The sequence below is a fragment of the Ruegeria sp. YTSC230 genome (genome assembly GCF_059609665.1).
In genome coordinates this window covers 132,519-156,048 of sequence record NZ_JBXWMC010000010.1, presented here as the reverse complement: position 1 = coordinate 156,048, position 23,530 = coordinate 132,519, and the positions used below count along the sequence as shown (strand labels likewise).

Here is a 23,530-nt window from a genome sequence, read left to right as displayed (position 1 = left end):
AATCTGCACTATGTCCCGAACCGCCCGCCTGTTCCAATTGATGCAAGCCTTGCGCTCTGGTCCTTCGCCGAAGACGTCCCAGCAACTGGCGCAGGATCTGGGCGTCTCGCCGCGCACCGTCCATCGCGACATTGAGTCGTTACGCGGGCTTGGAGCGGTGATCGACGGTGAGGCCGGTTTTGGCTTTACCCTGATCGAAGACGCAACCCTGCCGCCGCTTGGGTTCACAGATGATGAACTTGAAGCGCTGGTTTTGGGGCTGCGAGAGGTTCAGGCCATTGGTGATCCTGGGTTGGCAGACGCTGCCAGCAATACGTTGCGCAAATTGCAGGGGCGATTGCCACAGCGCCAATCTCACCGCCTGTCCCATGCAGTACTGACGGCAACGCGCTTTGATCGCCCAGCCAAGCCCACCATCGCGGTGGCTGACTTGCGGCAGGCCACATGGGACGAACGCACGATCGAGTTCGCCTACACTGATGCCAAGGGCGATGGCACGCGCCGCAAGGTGAACCCACTGAGTATCGTCTATATGGACCGCGCCAGCGTTTTAATTTCGTGGTGCCATCTGAGGCAGGATTTTCGCGTCTTTCGGCTGGACCGGATACGCGAAATGTCCGTGACAGGCGAAAGCTTTAGACCAAACCGCATCCCTTTGCTGCGTGAGGCACTTGCCGGAATTCGTGCGGAACACAAAGCAAAAGATCGCGAGGGGTCAAGCTGAACGCTTTGGAAATCGCGAATTTTGAGGTATTCTGAGGTCGAGCAGTAACCAGGAAAATTCGGAATGCGTAAATGCATAGGTGGCGTTATGACCGCCGCATTATGGGCATCCATTGTGCAGGCGGAATCTATCAATACTCTGGGCGGATCACAGGCCATACAGCTGGCGTCAGCTGGCGTGGCGATATCGATCCGGCCAGCTTTACGACCCTCAGCTAAGGAGTACCGGGTGTCGACGGAAGGAAACGCGCGGTTTCAGGCGTGGCTTGGAGCATTTCGTGAACGGGCGGTAGAGCAGGGGATATCAACCTCAACTCTGGATCGGTCGCTGGCGGGATTGACCTACGATAAGGAAGTGATCAGGCGCGACCGCAACCAGGCAGAGTTTTCGAAACCCATTTGGGAGTATTTGGATTCTGCAGTCTCAGACACGCGCATCAGAAACGGCCGGGCGGGGTTGGAGCGCCATCCCGAAGCACTGACCCGCATCGAAGCCAAGTACGGTGTCGAAAAAGAGGTCGTGACAGCGATCTGGGGGCTTGAGACGTCGTTTGGAACGTTTCGGGGCAACGACCACACCATCCGATCTCTGGCAACTTTGGCGTATGACGCACGGCGCGCGCAATTCTTCGAAACCCAGTTGATCGCCGCATTGCAGATCATTCAGGAGGGCGACGTCAGCCCGCGCAACATGATGGGCAGCTGGGCTGGGGCAATGGGTCATACGCAGTTCATGCCAACCTCGTTTTTGGATCATGCGGTTGATTTCGACGGGGATGGGCGGCGCGATATCTGGTCGGACGATCCAACCGATGCGCTGGCCTCAGCCGCCGCCTATCTGGCGCGGCATGGGTGGACCAAGGGGCAGCCGTGGGGCGTCGAGGTGACGCTGCCCAAAGGGTTCGACTATTCCACTGCAAGGCGGGATCACACATTGATGCCCTCACAATGGGCCGCACGTGGCGTGGTGGCGGCGAACGGCGCGCCTGTATCGGATCACGGGCAGGCGGCGATCCTGTTGCCTGCCGGAGGGCAGGGCGTCGCGCTGATGATCTTCGATAATTTCAAAGTCATCGAGAGATACAACGGTGCCGACGCCTATGTGATCGGCATCGGCCATCTATCCGACCGTCTGGCTGGACGGGGGTCGTTCCAAACCGAATGGCCGCGTGGTGACCGGGTGTTGAGTTTCACCGAGAAAAAGGAACTGCAATCCCGACTGACAGAGGCTGGATTTGATACCCAAGGCGTCGACGGGCGCACAGGGCCAAACACAGTCAAAGCTGTTCGGGCTTATCAATTGGCGCAGGGGTTGCTGCCAGACGGATATGCCAGTCTGAACCTCTTGGAAGCGTTGCGGTGACAATGGAGGGGCGTTGATCTATTGCCTGGGTATGCGCCGCGGATACTTTCTCAGGTATTGGCTGTGCAACCTCCCGACTACCGGCACTCACTACGATAGACGGGAGGTGGACCCAGCAGAAGAGCGGGTCGCGACGCCGGTAGAGGTAATACAAATAACCGACTCGCATTCGCATACTTGAATCTGAGTCACATCAAATCAAGATATTTATCGCGCGATAAATTTTTATTTGCCGCGCGATACAAGAATACTTCTTTTTGTCGATCGATTTGATTGAATCTAGCTGTGTTCAGCAATTGAGCTGGATCGATTGACGTGCAATTGCGATTTAGAAAGTGAGAAGGGGCGCATTTTAGTGCGCCCCTTAAACCCGGAAAGTAGCAATCTGGACTATGACGCTGCTTTCATCAGCCCCTGCGCGATGATCTCGGCCTGCGCCTCGTCCAGTGACTTGTGAATCCGCACGAACATCTCATCGATTTCCGCAGGAGTCAGGACCAGCGGGGGTGAGATGATCATCCGGTCGCCCACATGGCGCATGATCAGGTTGTTGGCAAAGCAGCGGTCGCGGCAGATGTAGCCGACCGTACCGGGCTCGGACGCGAATTTGGCGCGGCTGGCCTTATCCGGCGTCAGAGCGATTGAGGCCATCATGCCGACGATCTTGGCCTCACCGACCAATGGATGATCGGCCAGGGCCTCCCATTTCTCTTTCAGATAGGGGGCGGCCACGTCGCGGACGTGGTCGACGATGCCTTCTTCTTCGAGGATGCGCAGGTTCTCCAATGCGACTGCCGCAGCGACCGGGTGGCCGGAATAGGTATAGCCGTGATTGAACTCGGTGCCGCCGATCACCTCGGCAATCTCGTCATTCACGATGGATCCGCCAATGGGCGCGTAACCCGAGCTGAGGCCCTTAGCGATCGTCATGATATGCGGTTTGATACCAACGGTTTCGGACCCGAACCAGTTGCCTGTGCGCCCAAAGCCGCAGATCACCTCATCGGCGATCAACAGGATATCGTATTTGTCGCAAATGCGCTGGATCTCGGGCCAGTAGGTATCGGGGGCAACGATCACCCCGCCCGCACCCTGCACGGGTTCGGCAATAAAGGCCGCGACGCGGTCTTCGCCCAGTTCCAGAATGGCTTCTTCCAGCTCACGCGCGCGGGCCAGGCCAAACTCTTCCGGCGCCATGTCGCCGCCTTCTGCCCACCAGTTCGGTTGGTTGATGTGGTGGATGTTCGGGATCGGGATGCCGCCCTGCGCATGCATGCCAGCCATACCGCCCAGTGAGGCCGAACCAACGGAGGACCCGTGATAGGCATTGTGGCGGCTGATGATGATGTTTTTGTTCGGCTGACCCTTCTCAGCCCAATAGGTGCGCACCAGGCGAATGTTGGTGTCATTTGCCTCGGACCCGCCCGCCGCGAAGAACACGTGATTCAGATCCCCCGGCGCCAGTTCTGCGATCTTGGCTGCCAAAGCGATGGCTGGAATATGGGTCGTTTTGAAGAACGTGTTGTAATAGGGCAGTTCACGCATCTGACGGGCAGCAACCTCGGCCAGTTCATCGCGACCGTAACCGATATTGACGCACCAAAGACCGGCCATGGCGTCCAGAATCTCTTCGCCTTCGCTATCGGTCAGGTACACGCCTTTGGCACGAGTGATGACGCGCGCACCTTCCTCGCCCAATGATCCGTTGGCCGAAAACGGGTGCATATGATGCGCCGCATCCAGCGCCTGCAATTCGGCGGTCGGCATGTGATTGGTGATGGTCGACATCAGAGAATCTCCTGCAAAAGGCGGTTACCCGTCACAATATGATCAAATTTTTTCGTGTCAATCGAATCGACCTGAATCAGGCAGAGATCAAAGCGTCCGACATCAATTCCATACCCTGCTCAATGTCCTGAGCGGTTGCTTTCGCGACCTTTTCCGCATCTTTCGCCCGCAAGCTTGCGATGATGTCCTTGTGCCGATCCGGCAGGCTATGTGTTCCGAACCGTCCGCAGACAACGCGTAGTGAGGGGCCGAACCGCAGCCAAAGCCGCTCGGCCAGATCGTTGAGAATCGGGGCATCCGCATGCGCATAGAGCGTTTCATGAAACTGGTGGTTCAAGCGCAAATAACCACTGACGTCGCCGTCTGTGATTGTCTGATCCAATCGCTGATCAAGCCTCTCGAGCTGATCGATATCAGCAGGTTTTAGATTCGCGGTTGCCCGTCTGGAAAGCTCTGATTCTATTGATATTCGGGCAAAAATCATCTGCTCGACATCGGTGCCCGACAACAAAGGCACGCTGACGCGCCGATTGCCCTGAAACACCAGTGCGCCATCCGAAATCAGCCGCCGGATCGCCTCGCGGACGGGGGTCATTCCAACCCCGAGCGATTCGGTCAAACCCTGTATCGTGACGGGTTGTCCCGGGACCAGATCACCGTACATGATCTGCGATTTCAGGGTTTGGTACACCTGTTCATGCGCCGGTCTTTTTCCCTCATCCACCTTCGAGCTGGATGCTTTATTTTTGATCAAATCCAAGTGGTTTACCCTGTTTCGCGTGGTGTCGACTTGCCAGACGCCTGACCTCGTGAAACCATACGATGGATCGGGGGAAAACGCAAAACTTGATCAAATCAAAAAAAACGGGAGAATACCCGTACACTTGCAGGGAGAGAAATATGTCAATCAAAACGCTGACGATGACAGCGATTGTCGCGCTGGGGACTTCGGCGGCTTTTGCCGAAGAGGTGCGCGTCTACAACTGGTCCGACTATATCGACGAGGATCTACTGAAAAAATTCGAAGAAGAGACAGGGCTGACCCTGATCTACGACGTGTTTGACAGCAACGAGGTTCTGGAAACCAAGATGCTGGCCGGAGGATCAGGCTATGACGTGGTTGTGCCGTCGGGCACGTTTCTACAGCGTCAGATTCAAGCTGGCGCCTTTCAGGAACTGGACGAAGCAAAGCTTTCGAATTCAGGAAACCTTTGGGACGTGATTCAGGAACGTACCGCAGGCTATGACCCGAACAACGCCTATTCGATCAACTACATGTGGGGGACGACCGGCCTCGGCGTTAACGTTGGTAAGGTTAAGGAAGTGCTGGGCGATGACGTTGCTCTGAACAGCATGGACTTGGTTCTGAAGCCGGAGAATATGGAAAAGCTGGCCTCGTGCGGCGTCCATTTCCTGGACGCTCCGGCCGAGATTATTCCTATGGTGCTGCAGTATATCGGTGAAGATCCGGACAGCCATGACACCGATGTGATCGGTAAAGCCGAAGAAGTCCTGGCTGGCGTTCGCCCGCATATCCAGAAATTCCACAGCTCGGAATACATCAACGCGCTGGCAAATGGCGATATCTGCGTAGCTGTCGGTTGGTCAGGTGACATCCTGCAAGCGCGGGATCGCGCGGCCGAGGCCGAAAATGGCGTGGAAATTGAATACCACCCATTCGCTGAAGGTTCGCTGATGTGGTTCGACCAGATGGCCATCCCGGCGGATGCTCCGAACCCGGAAGGCGCACACCAGTTCTTGAACTTCATTCTGGACGCCAACAACATGGCTGCCGCATCGAACTATGTGTACTATGCCAATGGCAACAAGGCTTCTCAGGAGTTCCTTGAGGAAGACGTGATTGGTGATCAGGCAATCTATCCGAGTGATGCCACGATGCAGAATCTCTACATCACGACGCCTTATCCCGTCAAAACGCAGCGGAGCGTGACCCGCCTGTGGACCAAAATCAAATCGGGCACCTGAACCGAAGTATCTGAGCAAGGCGGTCCGACCGCCTTGCCCTTTCAATCAGACCGTCGAACGGGGGCCGCCTTGAACACAAACGTCTTTGCGCCGTGGGAAGATCCACAGGCGAAACCATTGATCCAATTCCAGAATGTGACCAAACGTTTTGGCGGATTCACGGCGATCGACAACCTGTCACTGGACATATTTGAACAGGAATTCTTTGCTTTGCTCGGTCCATCCGGCTGCGGCAAGACGACCATGATGAGGATGCTGGCAGGGTTTGAAAAGCCTACCGAAGGGCACATCATGCTGGGCGGGCAGGACATCGACCCGATCCCGCCAAACAAGCGGGCTGTGAACATGATGTTCCAGTCCTATGCTCTGTTTCCTCACCTCAGTATCTGGGAGAACATCGCCTTCGGTCTGCGCCGGGACAATATGCCCAAGCGGGATCTTGAAGACCGCGTGGAAGAGATGTTGCGCCTGACCCGGCTTGAGCAATTCGCCCGCCGTAAACCGCACCAGATTTCTGGTGGCCAACGGCAACGCGTCGCGCTGGCACGGTCACTGGCAAAAGCGCCAAAACTGCTGTTGCTGGACGAACCCTTGGGTGCGCTGGACAAAAAACTCCGGCAGGACACTCAGTTCGAGCTGATGGACATTCAGGAAAAGACCGGCACCACCTTTGTGATCGTGACCCACGATCAGGAAGAGGCGATGACTGTCGCCAGCCGCGTAGCCGTGATGGACCAGGGCAAGTTGATGCAGGTATCGACGCCGGATAGGATCTATGAAAACCCCAACTCAGTCTATGTCGCTGACTTTATCGGGGATGTGAATATCATCGAAGGCCGGGCGACCGCGAACGGCGATGAAGCCTACCAAATCGACTGGGCTGAGGGGCAATCGCCGCTGACCGCAACCTCGTCGACAGAATTCTCGAACGGGCAAAGCTGCCATCTGGCGATCCGCCCCGAAAAGGTGACGATCTCGGCCGACCGCCCGGCGGATGCCATCAATGCGGTACAGGGTAAGGTGCTTGACATTGCCTATTTGGGCAACTTGTCCACGTACTACGTGGAACTGCCGAATGGCACGATCATCAAGGCGCAATCGGCCAACACGCGCCGAATCTCGCGCCGATCCTTTACATGGGAAGACCCGGTCTGGCTGTCGTGGACGGCAACGGCTGCGGTTTTGTTGGCAAACTGATGCGCCGCGCCCTTCTGATCGCTGTTCCTTACGTCTGGCTGCTGGCCCTGTTTCTGATACCGTTTTTCATCGTTCTGAAGATTTCGCTGTCGGATGTCGAACTGGCGATCCCGCCATATACGCCGACACTGGATCTGTCGCAGGGTTGGTCTGGGATAACCGACTTTTTCAGCCAGTTGGATTTCGAAAACTTCGTCTGGCTGACCGAAGATGACCTTTACTGGAAAGCCTACCTGTCCAGCGTCAAGATCGCTCTGATCTCGACGGTTCTGACGTTGCTGGTGGGTTATCCGATTGCCTATGGGATGGCCCGCGCGCCAGCCGAATGGCGCCCGACGCTGATGATGCTGGTGATCCTGCCGTTCTGGACTTCGTTCCTGATCCGCGTTTACGCGTGGATGGGAATTCTCAGCAATGAAGGCTATCTGAACCAGATTCTATTGTGGCTGGGTATCATTTCGACCCCGCTGACCATTTTGAACACCAACACTGCCGTCTACATCGGTATCGTCTACACTTATTTGCCCTTCATGATTCTGCCGATTTATTCGTCGTTGGAGCGCATGGATGAATCCCTGATCGAAGCAGCCGAAGATCTGGGCTGTTCCCGTCTGAAGGCGTTCTGGCTGGTGACCATACCGCTGTCGCGCCCCGGCATCATTGCCGGCTGTTTTCTGGTGATGATCCCGGTGATCGGTGAATTTGTGATCCCGTCGCTGTTGGGCGGGTCCAGTACGCTGATGATCGGCAAGGTGCTGTGGGAAGAGTTCTTCTCAAACCGCGATTGGCCGGTGGCCAGCGCCGTTGCCGTTGTGTTGTTGCTGATCCTCGTGATCCCGATTGTGCTGTTCCAGCGCAACCAGCAGAAGCAGACGGAGGCCGAGCAATGAACAGGCTGAGTTGGTTCAACGCGGTGTCTCTGACACTGGGATTTGCGTTTCTCTACATCCCGATGGTGATCCTGATCATCTTCAGCTTTAACGAAAGCAAGCTGGTCACAGTATGGGCAGGGTTCTCGACCAAATGGTACGGTGAGCTTGCCCAGAATGAGGCATTTCTGAACGCGGCCTGGGTGACAATACGGGTTGCGGTGTTCTCATCCACATTGGCCACGGTTCTTGGCACCGCTGCCGCATATGTTCTGGTCCGAGGCGGGCGGTTTTTTGGCAGGACACTGTTTTCCGGAATGATTTACGCGCCTCTGGTAATGCCCGAAGTGATCACCGGCCTGTCGTTGCTGCTGCTGTTTATCGGCATTGGGCTGGACAGGGGCATTCTGACCATCGTTCTGGCCCACACAACCTTTTCGATGTGCTTTGTGTCGGTCGTCGTGTCCTCGCGTCTTGTGACCTTTGACAAATCGCTGGAAGAGGCCGCTTTGGATCTGGGATGTTCGCCAGCGCAGGCGTTCCGTCTTGTGACACTGCCGATCATTGCGCCCGCGGTGATTTCAGGCTGGCTGCTGGCTTTTACCCTATCGCTGGACGATCTGGTTATCGCGTCCTTTACCTCGGGCCCGTCGGCGACAACGCTGCCGATCAAGATATTCTCGGCGGTGCGTCTGGGCGTCAGCCCCGAGATCAACGCGCTGTCTACCATCATGATTGCAGTCGTCACGGTTGGCGTTATCACCGCCTCGCTGGTGACGAAACGCGCAATGGTTCGGCAAAAGCAGGATGAACTTGCCGCTGCGCGCACCGAATGAAGCGTCTTTTTCCGGACTACACCTATGGGCCTGGACCCCGTCAGAACTGCTGGTGGGATCAGACAATTTCGGCACCTGATTGGCCGACCCATAAAGGTGATCTGAACGTTGACGTCGCAATCGTCGGCGGCGGTTTCACGGGGCTTTCGGCAGCCCTGCATCTGGCCGAGGCAGGTGTGAAAGTTGCGGTTCTTGAGGCCGCAACCCCGGGGTGGGGTGCCTCGGGCCGGAATGGCGGATTTTGCTGCCTCGGAGGGTCCAAGCTAAGCCATGGGTCTTTGGTCCGTGGGTTTGGCGCTGAGGCTGCGCAGTCCTACGAACAAGCGGAAGAAGATGCTGTTCAGCTTGTCGCGGATTTGCTGGAACAGCATCAGATCGACGCCGATACCCATTCGAAAGGGGAAACCCAACTGGCCCATTCGGCACGGGCGATGGAAAAGCTACGTCGTAACGCAGAAGCATCAGGTGTCTTGCACGGTTCTGGTGACCTGCAGCGCCTGGGTCTGGGCGGTTCCTTTCATGGTGCCTATACAAATCCGGTTGGTTTCGCCCTTAACCCTCGAAAGTATCTGTTTGGCTTGGCAGGGGCCGCCCAGGCGCGGGGCGTACAGATTTTCCAGAAATCGCCGGTTGAAACCATCAGGAAAACTCAGGTCGGGTTCGATATTGAATCCGGATCAGGTCACATCCGCGCCGCGAATGTTCTGATTTGTACGAACGGATACTCCAGCGAGGATATGCCGCCCTGGTTGTCGGGACGCTACATGCCCACGCAATCCACGGTTCTGGCGACCCGGCCCCTGACAGACGCTGAGTTGCAAGCGCAGGGGTGGACCTCGGAGCAGATGTGTTATGACACCCGAAACCTGCTGCACTATTTCCGCCTGATGCCTGATCGGAGGTTCCTGTTCGGCATGCGCGGAGGGTTACAGTCGTCCCCTCGGGCCGAGGCCGCCATTCGCCGGACAATGCGTCGGGACTTTCAGGTCATGTTTCCAGAATGGAAAGATGTGGATGTGACCCATATGTGGTCCGGAATGGTGTGCCTGTCGCGCAAGCTGACGCCTTATGTCGGGCCGGTTCCCGATCAACCCGGAATGTTTGCCGCCTTTGCCTATCACGGGAACGGCGTTGCCATGGGGACGTATTGCGGAGGCGCTCTTGCCCGCGTGGTTTTGGATAAACAGACCGAGTTGCCCGCGCCGATTGCACAGCCACCGGGACGGTTTCCCCTTGGGTTCTGGCGGCGCGCCTTGATGCCGCCCGCCTATGCCGCGATGGCAATCGCGGATCGGCTATCGCTCTAAAGCGCGGCGATTTCCAGTTCGAGCGTTTGGGCATAATCCGCAGCCCCGTTTTCGATGCGCCACAAACAGTAGGCGGCCATGCGCCACGCATACCACGGGCGCAAATTCTGGTATCGCGCGACAGTTTCATCGTGACCGTATGCAGCCAGAAACCGCTCTTCCTCGGTCACGCTCAGGGGTGCGCCGCGGTAAAGCCGTTGCATGGCTGGGGACAGGAACATTGCAATGTCCTCGCACGGATCGCCCCAAGCCGGGCACTGCCAGTCGATCAGGGTTATGCCAGTCGGCGCGACAAGGATGTTTCCGGCCACGGTATCGCCATGGATCAGGCATGTGTGTGCGGTCGCGGGCACATGGCCTTTGGGGCGCAGCTGCGCGAGCCGTGCGCGTGTATCAGAGGTGCAGACGCTGAGAATACGTTCGGCATGTTCAGCCAGATCCCTGCTGCCATTGCAGCCATCCGGCGCTTGGACCGAAACATCAAGCCCATGCAATTCACGCAGCAAACCGGCGACACTCTCAGGCCCTTCTTGCCACGGTGATCCGGGGGCGTGATCGTAGAACACCCAATGGCCTGTATCATGTGTTCCGGTCGCACGCAGGCGGGGAACAAATCCGGTGGGCTCCAGGGCGCGCAGGCATTGCGCTTCGAGTTCGGGATCGTTGCGAAACAGTGGATTGCGCGGTGTAGCGCGATACAGCTTCAGAACCTTGTCACCGCTGCCACCCAGTACTTTCCAGACCTGATTTGTTCGCCCGCCATACAACGTTTGAAACTCTGCGCCGGGCTGAACAAGGCCACGGGCGCGCAGATCGTCGATCAGATCAGAAGGGGGGTGGGTTAGGGCAGGCAGGAGTTTCACCAATGCAGTTAGCGAGTCGAATCTGCCAAGGTGTGAACTGTCCTGCCCGGCAGATCAAGTTCCGGCTCTGACCCCGGTTACCGTCGTGGCAGCGACAACCTGCCCGTCTTCGAGGGTCAGCATAACCTGATTGTCCGTAACCTGAGCTTCGACAACTTCGCCATAGGTCTCTGCCAGCTGTGTCGATAACAGTTCGTCACCATCATAACTTTCCAGTGTGGCCGAGTAACTTCCCGCCACCAGAGGCTGCCCATCGCTTCCCTGACCAGTCCAAACTGTTTTGTTGTCGGTCGTGGAAACAGCCACACGATCGACAACGGCACCGTCGCTGTCGCGGATGACCATGACCGCCTTGTCAGCCTCGGGTGCAGGTGTGGCAAACAGCGTCACAGGCTCGCCCTCATATTGGAAAGCCGCGGGCGCTCGCACGTTCATCCCGATCCATTTGCCGAGTTTGTCCAGATTTGCGCCACCCAGCGCCTGTCCAAGTGTCGCCAACAAATCATTTGTCTGAACCTGTTGTTCGACCATCGAGAATTGCGCCAGTTGCGATGCATATTCTGAGGCATCCAATGGTTTCAAAGGATCCTGATTCTGGGCCTGTACGGTCAGCATTGTAAGGAATGTCTCAAAGTCTGATGCCAGACCTGTTTGCTTTGGCGCGTCTTTGTATTGCGCTGTGGCTGACGGTTGGGCGTTGGGTTGGGTCGGGGTAATCAATTTCACAACCTCATGTCGATGCGGCCAACGGGGCCGGTTTTGGGAATGGGTGACGCGTTTGAAGAGGAATCGGTGAGTTGCGCGGTCTCAGTAGGCGATCCATCCTGGTGGCCGGCCTGGTTATGCTCGGCGTCTTCGGATGTCCCAAGGTCAATTGACAGATCGCCCAAGCCAAAATTCTTGAACTCTTCCTCCAGCACCGCCAAATGACGCCGCATCATCTCGAGGGTTTCCGGGCGCTCGGCGGAAATTGTCAGATGCAATCCGTCATCGCGACCGTTCAACATGATGGACACTCGCCCCAGTTCTTCGGGGTTCAGCGCGATCTCCACTGAACCGGATTTCGATTGAGTATTGATGACGGCCGCCATTTGCCCGGCGACGGCGCGCGCTGTCTCGGACCGGGCAGTCTGTGCCATGACTTGCGCAGAAGATACCGAATCCCGACCCGCCGAAACGGGCGAATCTGCCGTGAGGGCGTGAACGTCTTCCACCTCGTGAAATGCTGGCGCGTCAGTCTGAGCGCGGGTTTTTTCCGGCGCGAACATCTGCAATTGAGCGATGCTTGGTGCGCGATCCGGGTTGGTCGTTTGTTGAGGTGCAAGATTGCTTTGCGGCGGACGTTGCGTTTCACGCTGGTGCCGCTCTGGTTGAACGGTCAGGTCTGCGGTCTCTTTTAGGGATATACCCACAGGTTGCAACACAGAAGTCGCGAGGTCCGCCTGCCCCCGGCTTGCCATTGGTTGTGACGCGGGTCTCAAAGCCGAGCTGTGCCGAAAATCCGGGGTGACTTTGCGCGAATCATTGATGCCTGCATCCGGTTTATCGACCGTGTTGGCCTGGCCGGTTTGCTCGGTTTCAGGCTCTTTCGGACTGCGCGAGTCGGGTAACGCAGCTGACACGGGTGTTTCGGCAGGATCGCGTTTTGTGCTCACTTCAAGACGCGTGTCCAAAAGGGGTGTCCGCTCACTCTGGTTGCGATCAGCGGACACTTCTGCATCTTCAAGCAAGACAGCCTCGTCCGTTTCAACGTCGACGTCCTGTTCAGGTTCAGCGCCTTTAAGAGCGGCTGCTTCTTGCTTGTTCTCACCTTTGTGTTGATTGAGCACGGCCTCAAACGTCGCGCCGTTTTCATCCCCCTGCTCGGGATTGATCCCGTGGGGTTTTGCGGTTGCGGTCGGCGAGGATGACGTCACTGAAAGAGGGTTGGGCATTTTGCTCCGACTCCGGTTGTGTGACCGGAAACCTGCCTGCAGGAAGTTACGTTTATTTTAACTGCTTTCGCTTTTGATCGAAAAAGTTCGATGCAATTTTTGGAGAAAGCAATGAAGGTTTCCCCGCCTCTCTCCCCTTCTCAACCCCCCGCCTATTCCCAGAAATTGCGGGAGGCGGCCATAGAACTAGAGGCTGCGTTTCTGAGTGAGATGCTGAAATCGGCCGGGCTGGGCAAAGCGCGCCAATCCTTTGGCGGCGGTGCAGGCGAAGATCAGTTTGCCTCATTTCTTGTTCAGCATCAGGCCCGTGCGCTGGCCAGATCCGGTGGCATTGGCCTGTCCGAAATCCTGTTCCAATCTATGATGGAGAAAACCGATGCCAAAGACGTCTGAAGCCGACCTTGTAAAATCACTCGAAGACGTTCTTGAGCTTGAGCGAAACGCGCTGGTGCAGGGCGATCTGGATCGTCTGCATAACACGGCTCCGGAAAAGGAAAAACTGATCGGTGCGATTAATGATCTTGACGTCTTTGATAGTGATGAACTGATCCGCCTGCAAAGAAAGGTCGAGCGGAACCAGGCGTTACTAAACAGCGCCGCCGAAGGGATTCGCGCGGTGGCCAACCGCATGGCCGAGTTACGGCGCGTGCGGCAAGAATTCACCACCTATGGTGCGGACGGGCAGCGCAGCGAATTTGCCGTCCGCCATCAAGCCAAGCTGGAAAAACGGGCATAGATAAGGGTTTGATTCAAATCCGAGGTTTCTGACCTTCGCGCTTTAGCACTCCGTTAGGGGATCGACGTCAAAGGTGTTCGGGCACCTGGACAAATCAGGTGGCGCGAACAGCCCGACGGCGGATCGCACCGATCAGAAAGACGTCAAAGCCCGCACCAGTGGCGGGATGAGCATGGGCGCAAAGGGCCCGAACGGAAAAGGAAGAAAGCTAATGTCCAGCATTCTGACAAACAATGGCGCCATGGTTGCGCTGCAAACTCTCAAGTCGGTCAACAAGGATCTTGGGGCAACGCGGAACGCGATCTCGACGGGTAAGGACGTTGCGACTGCGAAAGACAACTCGGCCGTCTGGGCGATTTCCAAGGTCATGGAATCGGATGTCAAGGGCTTCAATGCGATCAAGGACAGCCTGGCCCTGGGTGAATCCACCGTGGCGGTTGCGCGTAACGCGTCCGAAACGGTCACCGATCTGCTGTCTCAGATGAAAAGCAAGATCGTTGCAGCACAGGAAGACAACGTAGATCGCGACAAAATCAACGACGATGTTACCGCGTTGAAGGACCAGATCAACTCGGTGGTGAACGCCGCGCAATTCAACGGTCTCAACCTGGTTAACGGCTCAGCCGGATCCGCTTCGATCCTCGCGTCCCTTGACCGGGACAATGCAGGCAACGTAACCGCGTCTTCCATCACTGTTGCGGGTCAGGACCTTTCGACCGGTGGGTACACGGCGGCTCAGGTCTTTGACGGATCGACCGGATCTTCCACCGGCAACGACCGTGTGGGTGCAACGATTGACAACGGCGCAACTTCGGCAACTGCGCTGGTTACGGATGAATCCAGTGGTGCGTTTGCGGCCGGTGACAAAGTTGTCGTGGCGATCGACGATCAGGTCGTGTCCTACACGGTTTCTGCAACGGATGCGGCTGCCGCGACCACGGGTGATATTGTTGCCATTGGCCTGAAGGCGAAGATTGAAGAGCTGGGTATCTCGGGTCTGACGGTCGACTATGACTCGGGTACGGCAGGCACCTTATCCGTTGCCAATGCGACCGGCACAGACATCTCGTTCTCGGCTCAGTACGTGAACGCGGGTTCGGGCGGTCTTGGCGCGTTGACCGGCATTGACGTTTCGACCGGCGCAGGGGCAACGGCCGCGTTGGCCACAATCGAAACGCTGATCAACACATCGATCGACGCATCGGCCGCTTTTGGTTCTTCGCAAGGTCGGATCGAGACGCAGAAAGAGTTCATTTCGAACTTGGCGGACTCGTTCAAATCCGGGATCGGCGCGTTGGTCGATGCGGATATGGAGGAGACCTCGGCACGCCTGCAGGCTCTTCAGGTTCAGCAGCAGCTGGCCACCCAGTCGTTGTCGATTGCCAATCAGGCACCGCAGTCGATTTTGTCTCTGTTCCGCTAAGTTCAGGACCATGGTCGGGGCGCGGCGACGCGCCCCGATACTAACCGCCAAATGGCGGATTACTGGAAGGATTTCACGTGACACCGCAAGCCCTTGCACAACGCGCATATGCACAGACCGCCGCGCCAACGCGTACCCCGCGCGACACTGAATACGAAGCGATTTCGAAAATCACACGCAGGCTCAAGGCCGCTGCGGCCGGTCAGCAGTCCGATTTTGGCGCATTTGTGCAGGCTCTGCATGAAAACCGGCGCCTGTGGACTGTATTGGCCAGTGGTGTCACCGACTCTGACAATGCTTTACCCAATGATCTGCGTGCGCGGATATTCTATCTGGCCGAGTTTACCGAACAGCACAGCAGTCAGGTACTAGGGAACAAAGCATCGGTTGAACCTTTGTTAGAGATCAACATGGCAGTCCTGCGCGGCCTTCGCCAAATGGGGGCGACCTGATGGCAGGATTGGTTTTGAAATTGGCACCGAAAGAGCGGGTTTTGATCAATGGCGTAGTCGTTGAAAATGGCGACCGGCGCAGCCGGTTTTCGATCATGACGCCTGAGGCAAACGTATTGCGCCTGCGGGATGCAATTCACCCGGATCAGGTAAATACGCCGGTTCGACGCGTCTGCTACGCCGCTCAGCTGGTGCTGTCTGGCGATATGGAACCTGATCAGGCCCGCCAACAATTGTTGCGCCGCGTCGAAGAGCTGAGCCAGGTCTTTACCGACGCCGACAGTCGCCGGGTTTTGTCCGAGGCAACCCAGGCGCTGTTGGACCAGCAATTTTACAAATGCCTCAAGGCTCTGCGCGCGCTGCTGCCGCGCGAAGAGCGGCTGATGGCCTACCAGTAATGACGTTCCAACCGGTCATACCTTTGGGCGGCATTGTCGGTTGGCGGTTTCTGCAGCGTACATATGACGCCCAGATCGACAGCTTTTCCTCATCCTCCGTCAACAAGAGGGACAGCGAGTACTTTCTGCAAAACATCAAAAAGGTCCAAACAGCAGAGGATCTGGTGTCCGACCGCCGGCTGTTGCAAGTCGCGCTGGGCGCCTTTGGGTTGGAGTCTGACCTGGACAATCGCTATTTCATCCAGAAAATCCTGTCCGACGGAACAAAAGCCCAGGATGCGCTATCCAACCGTCTGTCCGACAAAAGGTATCGGCAATTTTCCGAGGCGTTTGGGCTGGGGCCGGGCGAGGTTCGCAAAACCGGGCTGATCATCAACATGGAGGACATTGCGCACGACAATGTCGTGTCGCGTTTTGAAATCGCGGTGGGCGAGTCAGATGAAACGATGCGTATCGCTTTGTATGCCCAGCATGCGCTGGGTGATCTGGCGCAAAAGGCGGGCAGCAAAGATACCAAATGGTTCGATTTGATGAGCCTGCCACCGCTGCGACGCATGATGGAGACGGCACTTGGGTTACCGTCCAGCTTTGGCCAGTTGAACATCGACAGACAGTTGGAAGTATTCAAAGACAGGTTGTCAGGGCTGACCGGGTCCGACGACCTGACCCAGTTTAAGGATGAGGCCGCGGTCGGGCGGCTGACAGATCAGTTCCTTGCCCGCAGTCAGATCGCCCAGCTTGAAAGCATCATTTCCCCGGCGCAGACCGCGCTGATCCTACTGGGCGGGTAAGGCATGGAAACCATTGGTCACGCACCCGAACCTTGATCAGAATCCCAACACTCAGCGCTTTGAAACATGCAAGCCGATTGCGGAATTCAAGCGTTCAGAACGGCATCCGCGGAAGTTCTGAGAGCATATGACTCGACCGGTTGCGACACGTTATGCAGCTTGACGTCGCCAAGCGGCAAGGCATTCGCGCAAGCAGGCAGAATATCGGCAGACACGACGATCCTGTGGTTCTTGGTTTTTCCGTATTCACCCAGACGCGCAGCGATATTCGCGGCTTGTCCGATCACGGTAAAGTCCAGCCGTTCGCGCGAGCCGACATTGCCGTAGGTCACGCGCCCATAGGCAACGCCGATAGAGCAATCGCAATGCGCATCGGACCCTGATTGGCGCAGCTCTCCCAGTCTTTCGACGATATCGATGGCGCTGCGCTGGGCATTATCGCGGGCGGCTTTTGCATCCTCGCCTGCCGGAAACACGGCAAGGACAGCGTCGCCTATGAACTTTAGGACCTCGCCGCCATTTTCATGCACGATGCCAGAAACGGTTTCGAAAAAGTCGTTCAACAGATTGATATACGCCTCACGCCCAAGCTGTTCCTCAAGACTGGTCGAATTGCGGAGGTCGCAGAACATGATGGCAGCATCAATTTCATCGCCGTCACCGCGCCGGATTTCACCCCCAAGTACGCGCGCACCCGATCGTTTTCCGACATAGGTTTCCAGCAGGACCTGCGCGTTTTCGCGCTGCATGAAAACCTCATAGAACCGGGCGATGACCAGCGAACATTCGAACACCAGCCCAAGGTTTTCGGTTGTGAAACCGTCCGGGTGATCACAGGTCAGGGTCAGAACGTTGGTCCGCCCATCCGAGAACGGCAACGGCATGGCGACATAGTCGGTTGCCCCCTTTTCCCGCAGGTCTTCCATGATCGGAAAGCTGTTGTGGGGGTTTTCGGCGTTCAACCGCTGACGCACTCCGCCCAGCCCGTTCGACACATGGCGCAAAGGGCTGTTGATGTATGCCGGGTGGTCGTGGATTTCATAGGTCGGAACATTGGTCGAGATCTCAGCCTCGCCCTTTTCCCAAATATAGTGTTTGCCGGCGATCAAAGGGTGCAGGGACCATGTCAGAATGCTGAGGCGTTGAATGGCAATCCCGTGTTCCAGCATTTTCTCGGCCAGCGCTTTGGTGAACGCCTCAGGCGTGTTGTTTGCGGATGCCCCACGCATCAGCCAATCGATCAAAGGGCCACTGATATTGCCGTCTTGGGGTTCCCGCAGTTGGTTGTCGCCCAAATCGATCCGGGAATAAGCATTGGGTAAAAACCCGATATGCCCCTGAATGGCAGCGCTTTCGGGAAGAGCTTCTTCGTAGGCCCAAACGGAATTGGCGAGTCGTTCGCCGCCAAGAATGACGTCGTGATAGGTTGCGGTGCCCTTGAAGGGGCAAAAAGTCTGCAGCTCGGTTTCGTCGCTGAGATCCACCAGCACGTCTTCGCGCGGAATGTAGATCGTCGGCGGCAGCCGTGTTTCGTACATGACTTTGGCGTTGCTGCTTTCAGCTAAAAGGGTCTGGTCCCGGTAAATCGCAATCTTACCATCTAACCGTTCGACCGAGATTCCATAGCCTTTTGGTCTTGCTGTGGCGTGGACGTTCATCTTCATCCTCCCTGGCGCGGGGTCCCTATAGGATGGGCCTTGTGAAGAGGTTTTCCAAGGGGCAGCCTCAGCATTTTTCTGCACGATAGCTGTGCGGTCCTATTGGATCAGACCATCTGGATCACGTCCTTTTCGATGGACAACATATAGCCTTTCTTGGCGATGTTCTTGACCAGCAATTCGCTGACCATCTGATTACCCAAGGCGTCACGCAGCCGTTTTATCCGCGTAGCGCCAGCGGCTTCGTCACAATCGGCGGCGCTTTTGCCCGAAATCACTGCTTCGATCTGAACGCCGGACAGGACCTCGTCATCCAATCGGGATTCGGCAAGGACCGACAGGGTCTCCATCGCAGCTGGGGTCAGTTTGAAGTCCATATTATTCAGATATACGGTGTTTTCCTCGCGACTGATCAGCAGCGACGTGACCTGAATACCCGTGCGCTCGATCTGCGCCATCCGGCGGTTCAGCATCACCAGCATCACCAGAAAGACCAGCGCCGTCACAAGCATGGCGCTGGCAAAGACCAGCAATACGAAAATCACCATCCGATAGCTGGACAGGGTATCGGCAAAGGCGGTGCCGGACTGGGCCAGAATCTCAAGCAGCCGGATTTCCGTCTGCGACGTCAGGTCGCTTTCGACAAACAACCGCTCCACTCGCGCGTTGAAGGCGTTGGCGTCTGGCAGGGTCCAGAACAGGAAGACGGCGGCGGTTATCAGGATCAGGACGATTGCTGCTATACCTGCGCCGACCAATCGTGTGCCTGACCGCCTGGCCTCAGTAACGGAGATAGAATTGTCCGGCATTGGCCTTCCTTTTTTCCAATCCTTCCGGCCCAAAGACAGACATGACGTTCAACAAGGTCCAGCCCGACGCGCTAAGGCGTTGCGTGACTTCTTGTTGGGCCTGGCCTTTGTCACAGGCCGAAACCTGCATCACGCCATAATGCAGCCGCAGGGGGTTGTCCTGCTTGGCCTTGTAGTCCGCATAACACTCTGCCGACGCGGCGGTACCAAGCGATATCAGGGCCGCAACGGCCAGAGAAGAGAGGATCGGTTTCATAGGCTGCATCCTGCGCATGGGTTTGCACGATATTCAATAACCTAAGGGGTTTGAGGAGCGTGATATCGGATAACAACCGCCCGTTATTGCTTGTCTGAAGGGTGCGGACCCAGTGTTGGTGCATCACGTTTGCGGTCTGTGCCGGATCGCCCCGAAACACCAGGAAGGACACGCATCATGCACCGGAAGTTCATCGCTTTTATCGTTGCCACCGCTATCACCATCACCGGCGTCTCAGCCTCGCAGGCGCGGGCGGCGGATGCCAAGGACATCCTTGGCGGGCTTGCTGCCATCGCGATCATCGGTGCCGGGGTCCACTACTATAACAAGGAAAAACGCAAGGACCGGACGACGCGTCATCAGACCTATACGCCTCAGCCTTATGTGGCCCAGCCCAGTTACCCAGTGCGCCCCTTGCCGCAACACGTCGCGCGGTATGATCTGCCGCAGAAATGCCTGCGCAAGTATAGCGCCTATTCGAACAATCACCCGCTTCTGGCTCCGAAATGCCTCAAGAAGCACTACAAACATGCCAATAGCCTGCCGCAAGAGTGCAAGGTCGGTTTCTGGAACGGCAATAAGGTGAATCGGGCATATGAACCCGCATGCCTGCGCCAGAAGGGATACCGCGTCGTTTACAAGTAATCACTTTCGAGCAGGAGCGGTGCCACAGAAGCGCCGCGCGGGAGAGGGTGGCACAAGCCGCCCTCTCTTTTTGTCTTGCGGTGGGGCGCGAAACGCGGTTTTCGGTTGGTATGACAACGCCAGATTATTCGATTGAACGGGCGGCAGTGGCGCAAGGATATCTGCGCATTGCCGGTGTGGATGAGGTGGGCCGTGGGCCATTGGCCGGGCCTGTGGTTGCTGCCGCCGTGATCCTGAACCCCGAAGATATTCCCGAGGGGCTGAACGATTCCAAGAAACTGACGGCGAAACGACGGGCTGTTTTGGATATCGCGGTACGTGACCGGGCTGAATTTGCGATAGCTGAAGCCTCGGTTGCCGAGATTGACGAACACAACATCTTGCGTGCCTCGCATCTGGCGATGGAACGTGCGGTTGCGGCCTTGGATCCGCCGCCTGACTATCTGCTGATCGACGGAAACATGATCCCTCGCGGTTTGACGATCCCGGCGCAAGCGGTAGTCAAAGGCGACGCGCATTCCGTGTCGATTGCAGCGGCTTCGATCATTGCCAAAAACTGGCGCGATCAACTGATGGTGGATTTGGCGCAACAGCATCCAGGCTATGGGTGGGAGAAGAACGCAGGCTATCCGTCAAAACAACACAGGGAAGCGCTGAAAAAACTTGGTGTGACCCCACATCATAGGCGTTCGTTCAAGCCGGTACACAATATCTTGTATCAAGAGTAAATCGTAAGCCGCTGATTCAAAAAAGAAATTGACGGCGAATCGACTTTGACTCATCCTTGTCTCAACCAAATGAGCGCAAAAGCGCCGTGGATACTTGAGGCAGTAGAATGACAACAACCACTAAAAAGGGCGCAAAAGCGCTCCCTTTAAACACGATTCTATCTGGCGACTGCATCGATGTGATGAACAGTCTACCTGCGGAATCGGTTGACCTGATTTTCGCGGATCCGCCGTATAATCTTCAACTCAAAGGCCAGTTGCACCGCCCCGATAACAGTCAGGTTGATGCGGTCGACGATCACTGGGATCAGTTTTCAAGCTTTGGCGTTTATGACCAGTTCACCCGCGAATGGCTGAAAGCGGCGCATCGTCTGCTCAAGCCCAATGGCGCGATTTGGGTGATTGGGTCCTACCACAATATCTTCCGCGTTGGCACAGCCCTGCAGGACGCCGGATACTGGATTTTGAACGACGTTGTCTGGCGCAAATCGAACCCGATGCCGAATTTCCGCGGCAAGCGGTTTACCAACGCGCATGAGACGATGATTTGGGCCTCAAAGCGCGAAGGTGCTAAGTATACTTTCAACTACGAAGCCCTGAAAGCGCTGAACGAAGGTGTGCAGATGCGCAGCGATTGGGTTCTGCCAATCTGCACCGGGCATGAGCGCCTCAAGGATGAAAACGGCGACAAGGCGCATCCGACGCAGAAACCGGAATCCCTGTTGCACCGCGTCCTGATCGGTTCGACCAACCCCGGTGATGTTATTTTGGATCCGTTCTTTGGCACGGGTACCACTGGTGCTGTCGCCAAGATGCTGGGCCGTGAATTCATCGGGATCGAACGCGAGGAAAGCTATCGCAAGGTCGCCGAGAAACGGATTTCCAAAGTCCGCAAGTTCGACCGTGAGGCGCTGGAAGTCAGCGCAAGCAAGCGCGCTGAGCCGCGCGTGCCCTTCGGTCAGCTGGTCGAACGTGGCATGCTGCGCCCGGGTGAAGAGCTTTATTCCATGAACCAACGCCACAAAGCCAAGGTTCGGGCTGACGGAACGCTGGTGGGCGACAACGTCAAAGGTTCGATCCACCAGGTCGGGGCACATCTGGAAAACGCTCCCTCTTGCAATGGCTGGACCTACTGGTGTTTCAAGCGCGATGGCAAAACGGTGCCGATCGACGTTTTGCGTCAGCAGATCAGGGCCGAGTTGCACAACTGATTTCAAGAATACCGCCGGTGCCTGTGGCCTGACACAAGGCACTACGCCTTGCCCCGCCGATCTCGGCGGGGTCTTTTGTTTTATTCTTCATTCAGTTCCGATATGAGATTCCTTGTCCTGCTGCTTACGGAAGGAACCTTGGCAATGTCGGATACCACAGCCAGCGAATCCCGATTTGGGCGGTTTTTTGTGACACAGCCAGACAAGTATGATCTGGACAACAAGTACACCGAGGCAGCGCTGGAACGGCACAAGCGCGAAGGGTTGGAACTTGCCGTCCGCGCCCGCTGGGTGGCGATGGGCCTTACCGGCATTTTGTTGATCTACCTGAACCCCCATTGGGACGTTCTGTGGTATCACTTCATCCTGTTATTGATTTGCGCCAATGGTTGGTTGATCCGGCGGGCTGGCAGCGTGGGCCAGTCACGAGTCGAGCTTTTGCTGATCTTCGTCGACTTGCTGATTATGACTTTGGGGATGATCGTGCCGAACCCGTTCAGCGATGATGTTCGACCGCTGGCAATGCAATACCGGTTCGACAACTTCCAGTATTTCTTCATCATTCTGGCCGCGGGAACTCTGGCCTATTCGTGGCGCACAGTCGTGGCTATCGGCACGTGGACGGCGGCGATGTGGACGGTAGGCTGGATCATCGCCTGGTGGGTGGCTACGCCAATCCCGGGCATCAGTGAGCGCGTGTACGAGGCATTGGCCGGGTATCCGGATGTTGCGGAGTTGCTGGACCCCAACAGTTTCATGGTCCCTCAGCGTATTCAGCAGGTGATCGTATTCCTAATGGTCGCGGTTACGCTTGGTATCTCGATGCGGCGGCTCAATCGATTGTTGATGACAAATGCCGGGCTTGAGAGGGAGCGTGCAAACCTGTCGCGATATTTCTCTCCGAATGTCGTGGACGAACTCAGCCAGAATGATGAGCCGCTCAAGCAGGTTCGCAAAGAAGACATCGCCGTTTTGTTCATCGACATCGTGGGGTTTACCAAATTCGCGGCCGGGCGCGACCCGTATGAAGTCATCGAAGTTTTGCGTGGGTTTCACGCGCGAATGGAAACCGAAGTGTTTCGCCATCATGGCACGTTGGACAAATATCTTGGGGATGGTTTGATGGCCACATTCGGTACGCCGGTGACGACCCCATTGGATGCCAGTAACGCGGTGGCTTGCGCGCGCGATATGGTGGATGTGATTGATCGCTGGAACCTGGAGCGGCGACGGGCAGGTGAGCCGCAAATTCGTGTAGGAATTGGGGTTCACTATGGCTCGGTGGTATTGGGAGATATCGGAGCGAACCGACTGGAATTTGCGGTTATCGGGGATGCGGTGAATGTCTCCGCCAAGCTCGAAGCGATGACGCGTGACCTTGGTGTTCGCGTGGTGCTGAGTGACGCGGTCCGGGCACAGGTGATGCAGGAGGGCAATAACGCCGCTGACCTGACAGCAGGTTTTGTGAAGCATGAAAACCAGCCAGTCCGCGGGGTGCAGGGCACTATGGATATCTGGGCGCAGTAGAACGGGCAGCTCCCGCCGATCTGACACGCA

At 56.7% G+C, this 23,530-nt stretch carries 26 protein-coding genes; 18 read left to right on the top strand and 8 right to left on the bottom strand.

Translation table 11 applies throughout. The annotated features are described in order from the left end of the window. The first annotated feature begins 10 nt into the window (after positions 1-10). From AC2FD9_RS19080 to AC2FD9_RS19070, 3 genes are all read left to right on the top strand, one after another. Positions 11-724 (top strand): helix-turn-helix transcriptional regulator, encoded by a 714-nt coding sequence (locus tag AC2FD9_RS19080; RefSeq protein WP_496838387.1) that lies wholly within the window; start codon positions 11-13, stop codon positions 722-724. A 71-nt stretch (positions 725-795) separates the two neighbouring features. Continuing rightward, positions 796-942 carry a hypothetical protein gene (locus AC2FD9_RS19075; protein ID WP_233493530.1) on the top strand — a complete coding sequence of 49 codons (147 nt, stop codon included), beginning with the start codon at positions 796-798 and terminating at the stop codon, positions 940-942. Beyond that, positions 902-2,086 carry a lytic murein transglycosylase gene (locus AC2FD9_RS19070; protein WP_496838440.1) on the top strand — a complete coding sequence of 395 codons (1,185 nt, stop codon included), beginning with the start codon at positions 902-904 and terminating at the stop codon, positions 2,084-2,086. The genes AC2FD9_RS19075 and AC2FD9_RS19070 overlap by 41 nt, the downstream gene beginning before the upstream one ends. A gap of 390 nt (positions 2,087-2,476) precedes the next feature. On the opposite strand, the gene AC2FD9_RS19065 is transcribed toward AC2FD9_RS19070, so the two are convergent. Both AC2FD9_RS19065 and AC2FD9_RS19060 read right to left on the bottom strand, forming a co-directional pair. Beyond that, entirely contained in the window at positions 2,477-3,874 is a 1,398-nt protein-coding gene (locus AC2FD9_RS19065; protein WP_282170524.1) for an aspartate aminotransferase family protein, read from the bottom strand. Between the two features lie 76 nt (positions 3,875-3,950). Continuing rightward, positions 3,951-4,634 (bottom strand): GntR family transcriptional regulator, encoded by a 684-nt coding sequence (locus AC2FD9_RS19060; protein WP_496699456.1) that lies wholly within the window; start codon positions 4,632-4,634, stop codon positions 3,951-3,953. Positions 4,635-4,774: 140 nt separating this feature from the next. On the opposite strand from AC2FD9_RS19060, the gene AC2FD9_RS19055 reads away from it, so the two are divergent. From AC2FD9_RS19055 to AC2FD9_RS19035, 5 genes are all read left to right on the top strand, one after another. Next, entirely contained in the window at positions 4,775-5,860 is a 1,086-nt protein-coding gene (locus tag AC2FD9_RS19055; RefSeq protein ID WP_113791802.1) for a polyamine ABC transporter substrate-binding protein, read from the top strand. A 69-nt stretch (positions 5,861-5,929) separates the two neighbouring features. Next, on the top strand, positions 5,930-7,057 hold the full coding sequence (locus tag AC2FD9_RS19050) for an ABC transporter ATP-binding protein (protein WP_109310740.1): 1,128 nt from the start codon (positions 5,930-5,932) through the stop codon (positions 7,055-7,057). Next, positions 7,057-7,947, top strand: a complete 891-nt coding sequence (locus AC2FD9_RS19045; protein WP_108861206.1) for an ABC transporter permease subunit — start codon at positions 7,057-7,059, stop codon at positions 7,945-7,947. The genes AC2FD9_RS19050 and AC2FD9_RS19045 overlap by 1 nt, the downstream gene beginning before the upstream one ends. After that, complete coding sequence (locus tag AC2FD9_RS19040; protein WP_058272596.1) at positions 7,944-8,762, top strand: ABC transporter permease; 819 nt, start codon at positions 7,944-7,946, stop codon at positions 8,760-8,762. The genes AC2FD9_RS19045 and AC2FD9_RS19040 overlap by 4 nt, the downstream gene beginning before the upstream one ends. Further along, positions 8,759-10,069, top strand: coding sequence for an NAD(P)/FAD-dependent oxidoreductase (locus AC2FD9_RS19035; protein ID WP_496838384.1), 1,311 nt, complete (start codon positions 8,759-8,761; stop codon positions 10,067-10,069). Before AC2FD9_RS19040 ends, AC2FD9_RS19035 begins: the two co-directional genes overlap by 4 nt. Here the strand turns inward: AC2FD9_RS19035 and AC2FD9_RS19030 are convergent. The 3 genes from AC2FD9_RS19030 to AC2FD9_RS19020 are packed head-to-tail and all read right to left on the bottom strand — an operon-like array spanning position 10,066 to position 12,866. Continuing rightward, positions 10,066-10,932, bottom strand: coding sequence for a phosphotransferase family protein (locus AC2FD9_RS19030; protein WP_496838382.1), 867 nt, complete (start codon positions 10,930-10,932; stop codon positions 10,066-10,068). The genes AC2FD9_RS19035 and AC2FD9_RS19030 overlap by 4 nt on opposite strands. A 54-nt stretch (positions 10,933-10,986) precedes the next feature. After that, positions 10,987-11,658 (bottom strand): flagellar hook capping FlgD N-terminal domain-containing protein, encoded by a 672-nt coding sequence (locus AC2FD9_RS19025; protein ID WP_496838381.1) that lies wholly within the window; start codon positions 11,656-11,658, stop codon positions 10,987-10,989. Then, positions 11,655-12,866 carry a flagellar hook-length control protein FliK gene (locus AC2FD9_RS19020; protein WP_496838379.1) on the bottom strand — a complete coding sequence of 404 codons (1,212 nt, stop codon included), beginning with the start codon at positions 12,864-12,866 and terminating at the stop codon, positions 11,655-11,657. Before AC2FD9_RS19020 ends, AC2FD9_RS19025 begins: the two co-directional genes overlap by 4 nt. 111 nt (positions 12,867-12,977) lie before the next feature. Between AC2FD9_RS19020 and AC2FD9_RS19015 the strand changes: the two genes are divergently transcribed. The 6 genes from AC2FD9_RS19015 to AC2FD9_RS18990 all read left to right on the top strand — a co-directional run bounded on the left by AC2FD9_RS19015 (position 12,978) and on the right by AC2FD9_RS18990 (position 16,666). Beyond that, positions 12,978-13,259, top strand: a complete 282-nt coding sequence (locus AC2FD9_RS19015; protein WP_496838377.1) for a rod-binding protein — start codon at positions 12,978-12,980, stop codon at positions 13,257-13,259. Continuing rightward, positions 13,243-13,602, top strand: a complete 360-nt coding sequence (locus AC2FD9_RS19010; protein WP_282120342.1) for a flagellar biosynthesis protein FlgN — start codon at positions 13,243-13,245, stop codon at positions 13,600-13,602. The genes AC2FD9_RS19015 and AC2FD9_RS19010 overlap by 17 nt, the downstream gene beginning before the upstream one ends. A 211-nt stretch (positions 13,603-13,813) precedes the next feature. Further along, positions 13,814-15,025, top strand: a complete 1,212-nt coding sequence (locus AC2FD9_RS19005) for a flagellin N-terminal helical domain-containing protein (RefSeq protein WP_496838438.1) — start codon at positions 13,814-13,816, stop codon at positions 15,023-15,025. Positions 15,026-15,102: 77 nt separating this feature from the next. Then, the gene (gene flaF, locus AC2FD9_RS19000; protein WP_282120341.1) at positions 15,103-15,477 is read left to right on the top strand and encodes a flagellar biosynthesis regulator FlaF; all 375 of its coding nucleotides are present in this window, start codon (positions 15,103-15,105) and stop codon (positions 15,475-15,477) included. Further along, a complete protein-coding gene (flbT, locus tag AC2FD9_RS18995; RefSeq protein ID WP_109310643.1) occupies positions 15,477-15,875 on the top strand; it encodes a flagellar biosynthesis repressor FlbT in 399 nt (132 codons plus the stop codon). The genes flaF and flbT overlap by 1 nt, the downstream gene beginning before the upstream one ends. Then, positions 15,875-16,666 carry a DUF1217 domain-containing protein gene (locus tag AC2FD9_RS18990; RefSeq protein WP_496838375.1) on the top strand — a complete coding sequence of 264 codons (792 nt, stop codon included), beginning with the start codon at positions 15,875-15,877 and terminating at the stop codon, positions 16,664-16,666. Before flbT ends, AC2FD9_RS18990 begins: the two co-directional genes overlap by 1 nt. Positions 16,667-16,752: 86 nt before the next feature. Here AC2FD9_RS18990 and AC2FD9_RS18985 read toward each other — a convergent pair whose 3' ends face one another. The 3 genes from AC2FD9_RS18985 to AC2FD9_RS18975 all read right to left on the bottom strand — a co-directional run bounded on the left by AC2FD9_RS18985 (position 16,753) and on the right by AC2FD9_RS18975 (position 19,389). Further along, positions 16,753-18,324: a DUF427 domain-containing protein gene (locus AC2FD9_RS18985; RefSeq protein ID WP_496838373.1), complete on the bottom strand. Its 1,572-nt coding sequence runs from the start codon at positions 18,322-18,324 to the stop codon at positions 16,753-16,755. Between the two features lie 107 nt (positions 18,325-18,431). Continuing rightward, a complete protein-coding gene (locus tag AC2FD9_RS18980) occupies positions 18,432-19,133 on the bottom strand; it encodes a winged helix-turn-helix domain-containing protein (RefSeq protein ID WP_058279725.1) in 702 nt (233 codons plus the stop codon). After that, on the bottom strand, positions 19,105-19,389 hold the full coding sequence (locus AC2FD9_RS18975) for a hypothetical protein (protein WP_496838371.1): 285 nt from the start codon (positions 19,387-19,389) through the stop codon (positions 19,105-19,107). The genes AC2FD9_RS18980 and AC2FD9_RS18975 overlap by 29 nt, the downstream gene beginning before the upstream one ends. Positions 19,390-19,566: 177 nt before the next feature. On the opposite strand from AC2FD9_RS18975, the gene AC2FD9_RS18970 reads away from it, so the two are divergent. The 4 genes from AC2FD9_RS18970 (at position 19,567) to AC2FD9_RS18955 (ending at position 23,500) form a co-directional block, all read left to right on the top strand. Then, on the top strand, positions 19,567-20,034 hold the full coding sequence (locus tag AC2FD9_RS18970) for a hypothetical protein (RefSeq protein WP_058279727.1): 468 nt from the start codon (positions 19,567-19,569) through the stop codon (positions 20,032-20,034). Positions 20,035-20,144: 110 nt separating this feature from the next. Beyond that, positions 20,145-20,762 carry a ribonuclease HII gene (gene rnhB, locus AC2FD9_RS18965; protein ID WP_496838370.1) on the top strand — a complete coding sequence of 206 codons (618 nt, stop codon included), beginning with the start codon at positions 20,145-20,147 and terminating at the stop codon, positions 20,760-20,762. A gap of 107 nt (positions 20,763-20,869) precedes the next feature. Next, a complete protein-coding gene (locus tag AC2FD9_RS18960) occupies positions 20,870-21,973 on the top strand; it encodes a site-specific DNA-methyltransferase (protein ID WP_058272589.1) in 1,104 nt (367 codons plus the stop codon). 144 nt (positions 21,974-22,117) lie between these two features. Then, positions 22,118-23,500: an adenylate/guanylate cyclase domain-containing protein gene (locus AC2FD9_RS18955; RefSeq protein WP_496699435.1), complete on the top strand. Its 1,383-nt coding sequence runs from the start codon at positions 22,118-22,120 to the stop codon at positions 23,498-23,500. The last annotated feature ends 30 nt before the right edge of the window (positions 23,501-23,530 follow it).

What these genes read in the sequence shown, in the direction of transcription:
- AC2FD9_RS19080 (WP_496838387.1), top strand. Translation starts at nt 11, where the DNA reads ATGTCCCGAACCGCCCGCCTGTTCCAATTGATGCAAGCCTTGCGCTCT.
- AC2FD9_RS19075 (WP_233493530.1), top strand. Translation starts at nt 796, where the DNA reads ATGCATAGGTGGCGTTATGACCGCCGCATTATGGGCATCCATTGTGCA.
- AC2FD9_RS19065 (WP_282170524.1), bottom strand. Translation starts at nt 3,874, where the DNA reads ATGTCGACCATCACCAATCACATGCCGACCGCCGAATTGCAGGCGCTG.
- AC2FD9_RS19055 (WP_113791802.1), top strand. Translation starts at nt 4,775, where the DNA reads ATGTCAATCAAAACGCTGACGATGACAGCGATTGTCGCGCTGGGGACT.
- AC2FD9_RS19045 (WP_108861206.1), top strand. Translation starts at nt 7,057, where the DNA reads ATGCGCCGCGCCCTTCTGATCGCTGTTCCTTACGTCTGGCTGCTGGCC.
- AC2FD9_RS19040 (WP_058272596.1), top strand. Translation starts at nt 7,944, where the DNA reads ATGAACAGGCTGAGTTGGTTCAACGCGGTGTCTCTGACACTGGGATTT.
- AC2FD9_RS19035 (WP_496838384.1), top strand. Translation starts at nt 8,759, where the DNA reads ATGAAGCGTCTTTTTCCGGACTACACCTATGGGCCTGGACCCCGTCAG.
- AC2FD9_RS19020 (WP_496838379.1), bottom strand. Translation starts at nt 12,866, where the DNA reads ATGCCCAACCCTCTTTCAGTGACGTCATCCTCGCCGACCGCAACCGCA.
- AC2FD9_RS19015 (WP_496838377.1), top strand. Translation starts at nt 12,978, where the DNA reads ATGAAGGTTTCCCCGCCTCTCTCCCCTTCTCAACCCCCCGCCTATTCC.
- AC2FD9_RS19010 (WP_282120342.1), top strand. Translation starts at nt 13,243, where the DNA reads ATGCCAAAGACGTCTGAAGCCGACCTTGTAAAATCACTCGAAGACGTT.
- AC2FD9_RS19005 (WP_496838438.1), top strand. Translation starts at nt 13,814, where the DNA reads ATGTCCAGCATTCTGACAAACAATGGCGCCATGGTTGCGCTGCAAACT.
- flbT (WP_109310643.1), top strand. Translation starts at nt 15,477, where the DNA reads ATGGCAGGATTGGTTTTGAAATTGGCACCGAAAGAGCGGGTTTTGATC.
- AC2FD9_RS18990 (WP_496838375.1), top strand. Translation starts at nt 15,875, where the DNA reads ATGACGTTCCAACCGGTCATACCTTTGGGCGGCATTGTCGGTTGGCGG.
- AC2FD9_RS18985 (WP_496838373.1), bottom strand. Translation starts at nt 18,324, where the DNA reads ATGAACGTCCACGCCACAGCAAGACCAAAAGGCTATGGAATCTCGGTC.
- AC2FD9_RS18980 (WP_058279725.1), bottom strand. Translation starts at nt 19,133, where the DNA reads ATGCCGGACAATTCTATCTCCGTTACTGAGGCCAGGCGGTCAGGCACA.
- AC2FD9_RS18975 (WP_496838371.1), bottom strand. Translation starts at nt 19,389, where the DNA reads ATGAAACCGATCCTCTCTTCTCTGGCCGTTGCGGCCCTGATATCGCTT.
- AC2FD9_RS18970 (WP_058279727.1), top strand. Translation starts at nt 19,567, where the DNA reads ATGCACCGGAAGTTCATCGCTTTTATCGTTGCCACCGCTATCACCATC.
- rnhB (WP_496838370.1), top strand. Translation starts at nt 20,145, where the DNA reads ATGACAACGCCAGATTATTCGATTGAACGGGCGGCAGTGGCGCAAGGA.
- AC2FD9_RS18960 (WP_058272589.1), top strand. Translation starts at nt 20,870, where the DNA reads ATGACAACAACCACTAAAAAGGGCGCAAAAGCGCTCCCTTTAAACACG.
- AC2FD9_RS18955 (WP_496699435.1), top strand. Translation starts at nt 22,118, where the DNA reads ATGTCGGATACCACAGCCAGCGAATCCCGATTTGGGCGGTTTTTTGTG.